General features: G+C 65.9%; 6 protein-coding genes, 1 tRNA gene and 1 rRNA gene. 7 read left to right on the top strand and 1 reads right to left on the bottom strand.

Annotated elements, in window-relative coordinates; all coding sequences use genetic code 11:
- The first annotated feature begins 1 nt into the window (after position 1).
- From rrf to ODE13_RS16830, 4 genes are all read left to right on the top strand, one after another.
- Positions 2 to 118, top strand: a 5S ribosomal RNA gene (gene rrf / locus ODE13_RS16845).
- Between the two features lie 164 nt (positions 119 to 282).
- A tRNA-Pro gene (locus ODE13_RS16840) sits at positions 283 to 359 on the top strand.
- Positions 360 to 464: 105 nt separating this feature from the next.
- Positions 465 to 1109: a hypothetical protein gene (locus ODE13_RS16835; RefSeq protein WP_322480303.1), complete on the top strand. Its 645-nt coding sequence runs from the start codon at positions 465 to 467 to the stop codon at positions 1107 to 1109.
- Between the two features lie 26 nt (positions 1110 to 1135).
- Positions 1136 to 1672: a TetR family transcriptional regulator gene (locus ODE13_RS16830; RefSeq protein WP_322480302.1), complete on the top strand. Its 537-nt coding sequence runs from the start codon at positions 1136 to 1138 to the stop codon at positions 1670 to 1672.
- Between the two features lie 15 nt (positions 1673 to 1687).
- On the opposite strand, the gene aceB is transcribed toward ODE13_RS16830, so the two are convergent.
- On the bottom strand, positions 1688 to 3292 hold the full coding sequence (gene aceB / locus ODE13_RS16825) for a malate synthase A (RefSeq protein WP_322480301.1): 1605 nt from the start codon (positions 3290 to 3292) through the stop codon (positions 1688 to 1690).
- Between the two features lie 181 nt (positions 3293 to 3473).
- Between aceB and uraD the strand changes: the two genes are divergently transcribed.
- From uraD to pucL, 3 genes are all read left to right on the top strand, one after another.
- Positions 3474 to 3992, top strand: a complete 519-nt coding sequence (gene uraD / locus ODE13_RS16820; protein WP_322480300.1) for a 2-oxo-4-hydroxy-4-carboxy-5-ureidoimidazoline decarboxylase — start codon at positions 3474 to 3476, stop codon at positions 3990 to 3992.
- Positions 3989 to 4315, top strand: a complete 327-nt coding sequence (gene uraH / locus ODE13_RS16815; RefSeq protein ID WP_322480299.1) for a hydroxyisourate hydrolase — start codon at positions 3989 to 3991, stop codon at positions 4313 to 4315. The genes uraD and uraH overlap by 4 nt, the downstream gene beginning before the upstream one ends.
- 94 nt (positions 4316 to 4409) lie before the next feature.
- Complete coding sequence (gene pucL / locus ODE13_RS16810) at positions 4410 to 5297, top strand: factor-independent urate hydroxylase (RefSeq protein WP_322480298.1); 888 nt, start codon at positions 4410 to 4412, stop codon at positions 5295 to 5297.
- The last annotated feature ends 270 nt before the right edge of the window (positions 5298 to 5567 follow it).

The following is a 5567-nucleotide window of genomic DNA, read 5'->3' as shown; positions in this document are numbered from 1 at the left end:
TTACGGCGGTCATAGCGTGGGGGAAACGCCCGGTCCCATCCCGAACCCGGAAGCTAAGACCCACAGCGCCGATGGTACTGCACACGGGAGTGTGTGGGAGAGTAGGTCACCGCCGGACACCACTTCACAGAGCTGACGCCCGCACGACGGCAATGGCGCCGACGTGACGGGCGTCAGCTGTGTCCAGTCCTGGCAGCTTCACCATGCCGTTTTGGCAGGTAGTAGCCGTCTTGGCTAGTATGGTCTCCTGTGAAAGTCGCGTGTCGGCTTGTCGCAGAGCACCGGGGTGTGGCGCAGCTTGGTAGCGCGCCTCGTTCGGGACGAGGAGGTCGCAGGTTCAAATCCTGTCACCCCGACCACCAGATGAGGGGCTCGATCGCCAGATCGGGCCCCTTTGTCGTCTCTGGATATGCTGGACTCCACGGACGATCCCCGACGAGGAGGAGGAAGCCATCGGCTCCGAGATGATCGGCCCGCCGGCTGGGGGAGAGGACCGCCGTCGACGTGCCCAGGTGGCCGTCTCTGCGAGCGTCTTCGTCCTGCTCTTCACCGCGCTTCTGATCATCATGCTGCCCAATGCCTGGGCTGTGCTGGCCGGTGTCGTGTTCGGGGGAGCTGGAGCCGCCGCCACCTACGGGACCATGAGCGGCATGGCCCAGTCCTCGCAGCGGCGCACCCGCCTCCTGAGCGATGACCAGAGCTCGCTGCGTGAATCCCTGGCAGAGCTGGAGTCCACGATTCGCAGCAGGGCCGAGAAGCTTCCGCCCTCTACCCAGGGGCAGCTTCGCATGATGGTCGTGGGTTTGGAGGAGATCGTGGACCGATGGTCCACCCTCGAACGCCTGCCCGAGCAGCAGGACGCCGTGCGCCGGACCATCACCCGCCATCTGCCGCGCACCCTCGAGCTGTTTCTGGAGCTTCCGGACAGTGCCAAGCCTACCCACGCCGGGGAGTTCAAGGAGCAGATCGGGCTGTTGGCAGAAGCTGTGGCCAAGACGCGGGACACCGTCGTCGCGAAGAACCTGCAGGCTCTGCGCACCAACCGGTGGCTGCTGGAAGAGTCCCTCACCGATCCCGACGAGAAGCTTTTCCGCGATCACGGCCTCTGAGCCGTCCCGGACCCGGAGACTCCGCCATGCCGCTCTCAGCCCCCGTCATCGTCCAGGCCGCTCAGCGTCTGCTGCTCGAATACGGACTCCAGGACGTCTCGATGCGGCGGCTGGCCTCGGAGCTCGACGTGCGGCCTGGCGCGCTCTATTACCACGTGCCCAATAAGCAGCAGCTTCTGGCTCGGGTGGCCGCCGAGATCCTCGCCCCACTCGCCGCCCCGGCAGAGAGCACGTCCGTCGAGGACCTGATGCGCAGCTTCCGGCGCGCGGTGCTGCCCATCCGGGATGGAGGGGACCTGATGCTCATCGCCTTCGGCCTGAACCCTGTGCTGCCTCCGATGCCCGCGCTGAGCACTCGGCTCCAGGAGCGCGGCCTGACACGGCAGTCGGCGGATCAACGGGCGCATATCCTCATGCGCTTCGCCCTCGGTGCTGTCGCGGCCGAACAGAACGCCACGCTGCTGCACGCCGCCCAGGAATCTCCGGACCATGGACCGGACGCGACGGGAGGCGCAGCCCTCTATGACGAGGGGCTGCGCCTCCTGTGTGAGATCGCGCGCTGAGCGGTCCGGGAGGAGTCAGTCCAGCAGTTCGTAGGCCGGTGTGGTGAGGAAATCCTCATAGTGGTCGGCGTCGAGCACCAGCTCACGCACGACGCCGGCGGCGGGCTCGAAGTACTTGGCGAAGGTGCCGGCGTCTCCGATCTCTCCGCGCAGCCGCTCCACCTCCTCGCCGAGCAGCCGCTCCACCAGCTCGGCGGTCACGGTGACCCCCGTGTCTGCGGTGACGGTGCTGTTGCGGATCTGCTGCCACACCTGCGATCGGGAGATCTCCGCGGTGGCGGCGTCCTCCATGAGGTTGTGGATCGCCACCGCCCCGTTGCCGGAGAGCCAGATCGCCGTGTAGTAGACCGCCACATAGAGGTTCATGCGTACACCAGCCTCGGTGACATCGCCTTCGGCCTTCTCCACCGCGAGCAGGTCCTCGGGACTCACCTGAACGTCGTCGCGTTGGCGGTCCACCTGGTTGGGCCTGTCGCCGAGGACCTTGTCGAACTCCTCCCGGCAGATCTCCACCAGGTCGGGGTGTGCCACCCAGGAGCCGTCGAAGCCATCGCCGGCCTCGCGGGACTTGTCGTCACGGACCTTGCCGATGGCCTTCTCCGTGACGTCGGGCTCACGGCGGTTCGGGATGAACGCCGCCATGCCGCCCATCGCGAAGGCGCCCCGGCGGTGGCAGGTCTTGACCAGCAGCTCGGTGTAGGCCCGCATGAACGGCTGGGTCATGCCCACCTCGGCGCGGTCCGGCAGCACGAACTCGTGTCCGGAGGCGCGGAAGTACTTGATGAGGGAGAACAGGTAGTCCCAGCGGCCGGCGTTGAGGCCCGATGCGTGATCACGGAGTGCGTAGAGGATCTCGTCCATCTGGAACCCCGCCGGGATGGTCTCGATCAGCACGGTCGCCCTCACACTGCCGTGCGGCAGGGCCAGGCGCTCCTCGGCGAAGCTGAACACGTCGTCCCAGAGCTTGGCCTCCTGGTGGTGCTCGATCTTCGGTAGGTAGTAGTAGGGTCCGGCACTCTGATCGTGGAGCAGCTTCGCGTTGTGGAAGAAGTGCAGTCCGAAGTCCACCAGCGCGCCCACGGCAGGGGAGCCGTCGATCTGGAGGTGCTTCTCAGGCAGATGCCAGCCTCGGGGCCGCACGACGACGGTCGGCAGGGTCACGTCGTCGCGGAGGGTGTACTCCTTGCCTTCGGGGGAGGTGAACCGCAGGGTGCCGCGCGCCGCCTCGTAGAGGTTCTTCTGGGCGTCCACCAGGTTGAACCAGGTGGGGGACAGAGCGTCCTCCAGGCAGGCGAGCCAGACCTTCGCGCCGGAGTTGAGGGCGTTGATGGCCATCTTGGCCGGTGCCGGAGGGCCGGTGATCTCCACGCGGCGATCCTGCAGGGAGTCGGGGTGTTCGGCGACGGTCCAGTCGCCGTCGCGGATCTCCTGAGTGTCGGGCAGGAAGTCGAGCCGCCCGGATGCCGCGGCATCCCGCTGGGCAGTGCGGCGAGCCTCCAGCAGCTCATCCCGGGTGCCGACGAAGCGGCGATGGAGCTCCTCGACGAAGGCAAGCGCCTCGTCGGAGAGGATCTCCGTGGCTCCGTCAACCATGTACGGCTCTGTGATGGTGATCGTCATGCGAGCTGCTCCTCTGCGCTCTACGGTGTCTCCGATTCCGTTGTACCCCTTAGTATCCACGCAACGAAAACTACTGTCCAGATTGTGGACTCACGAGGAAGGCAAGGGCCGCTCTCTTCGCCACTTGACATTCTCCTGAGGCGCAGGCCACACTTGCACTAGACGGAATAGTGTATCCACGATGTGGAATATGGAGGCGATGAGCGTGGCCCTGGCGGAATTCAACTCGGCGCCCGATGAGCAGGCCAGGGCGCAGCTGCGTTCATGCCTCAACGTCGCACGATGGATCGAGCGCCTGCTTGAGGCTCGGCCCTTCGCCTCCGTGGACGCTGCCGTGGAGTCGGCGCGCCACGCTGCGCACCCCCTCACGCCCGGCGAGATCGATCAGGCCTTGGCCGATCACCCCCGCATCGGCGAACGCACCGAGGCCGAATCCGCCGAAGCGGAGTTCTCCCGCCGTGAGCAGGCCGGACTGGGTGAGGCTGACGCCAGTGTCGAGCAGCGTCTCGCCGCCGGCAACCGCGCCTACGAGCAGCGCTTCGGCCGCGTCTTCCTCATCCGCGCCGCAGGGCGCAGCCACGAAGAGATTCTCGCCGAGCTGGAGCGTCGACTCCAGCTCGACCCCGCCGAGGAGCTCGAGATCGCCGGAGAGCAGCTCGAACAGATCGCCGCCCTGAGACTGGAAGGACTCCTCCGATGAGCTATATCACCGCCCACGTCCTGGACGCCACTGCAGGCGTCCCTGCCCGCGGCGTGGAGATCCAGTTGCTGACCCCCGACGGCGAGCAGCTGGCCACCGGGATCACCGATGACGACGGCCGTGTCGGGGACCTCGGACCAGAGACCCTGGAGCCCGGTGCCTACCGGGTCACCTTCGGAACGGGAGACTATTTCACAGCACGCGGGAAGGAGAGCTTCCATCCCGTCGTGACGGTGGACTTCACCGTCCAGGCGGGGGAGAAGCACTATCACATCCCGCTGCTGCTGAGCCCGTTCGCCTATTCCACCTACCGCGGCAGCTGACCCAGGAGTCGGGGACGCCGGGTGCTGCCAGTCGGCGGCGGCCAGCGGGATCCGGCGGCTGCCGAACAGGCATCTCGATCACAAGGAGGCGACCATGAGTGCAGTGAGGCTCTCGTCCAACCAGTACGGCAAGGCGGAGAACCGCGTAGTACGTGTCTATCGGGACACGGCCCGTCACGAACTGAGGGACCTCAACGTCACCTCACAGCTGCGGGGAGACTTCGAAGCCGCCCACACCCGAGGAGACAACGGGCATGTGGTGGCGACCGACACCCAGAAGAACACTATCTTCGCCAAGGCCAAGGAGGTGGGTATCAGATCGCCGGAGCAGTTTCTGCTCGCTCTGGCCGACCACTTCACCTCCGAGTTCGACTGGGTCACCGGGGGGCGCTGGGCGGCCGAGGAGTACGGCTGGTCGAGGATCGAGGACCACGACCACTCCTTCTACCGTTCTGCGCCTGAGGTGCGTACTGCGGTCCTCCAGCGTGAGGGAGATCAGGACCACCTGATCTCGGGCTTCCACGGACTCACCGTCCTGAAGACCACCGAATCCGGTTTCGTGGGCTATCCCAAGGACCAGTACACGACCCTGCCGGAGACGGCGGATCGGATCCTGGCCACCGACATCGCCACGCGGTGGCGATACTCCACCACCGCCGACGTCGACTTCGAGGCGACGTACGTGAAGGTCAAGAAGATCATCCTCTCGACCTTCACCGACCACTATTCCTACGCCTTGCAGCACACCTTGTACCAGATGGGGGAGCGGGTCCTCGCGGAGGTGCCGGAGATCGCGGAGATCCGTTTCTCCTGTCCGAACAAGCACCACTTCGCCTATGACCTCGAGCGGTTCGGCTTGGAGAACCCGAACGAGGTGTTCTACGCCGCTGACCGCCCCTATGGCCTCATCGAAGCCACTGTGGCACGCGATGACGTGGCGGACTCGCCGTCCGCCTGGGCGGGCATCGCGGGATACTGCTGAACCTGACGGAGGCGGGCGACACCGTGCTGCCTCCGCCGGGATGACGGCCCGAAAGGTGCGGGGTGGGCGCCTTCCGGGCCGTCACCATGTGCAACGCCTGCGACGGGCCTGGCACTGAGCTGATCGCTGCGGCTCCAGCGTGGCGGCGTTGTCCTTCGATTTTTGAGAGAGGTGCTTGTGAGCGCTGGTGAAGAGATCTCGCATATTCGCAGTGGTCTGACCAATCAGCTTCCGGATCGTGATCCTGAAGAGACTCAGGAATGGTTGGAG

The organism is Nesterenkonia sp. HG001 (genome assembly GCF_034438835.1).
In the GTDB taxonomy this organism is placed as follows: domain Bacteria; phylum Actinomycetota; class Actinomycetes; order Actinomycetales; family Micrococcaceae; genus Nesterenkonia; species Nesterenkonia xinjiangensis.
The sequence above is the reverse complement of the archived record's forward strand: the minus strand, read 5'-3'. Positions and strand labels throughout refer to the sequence as shown.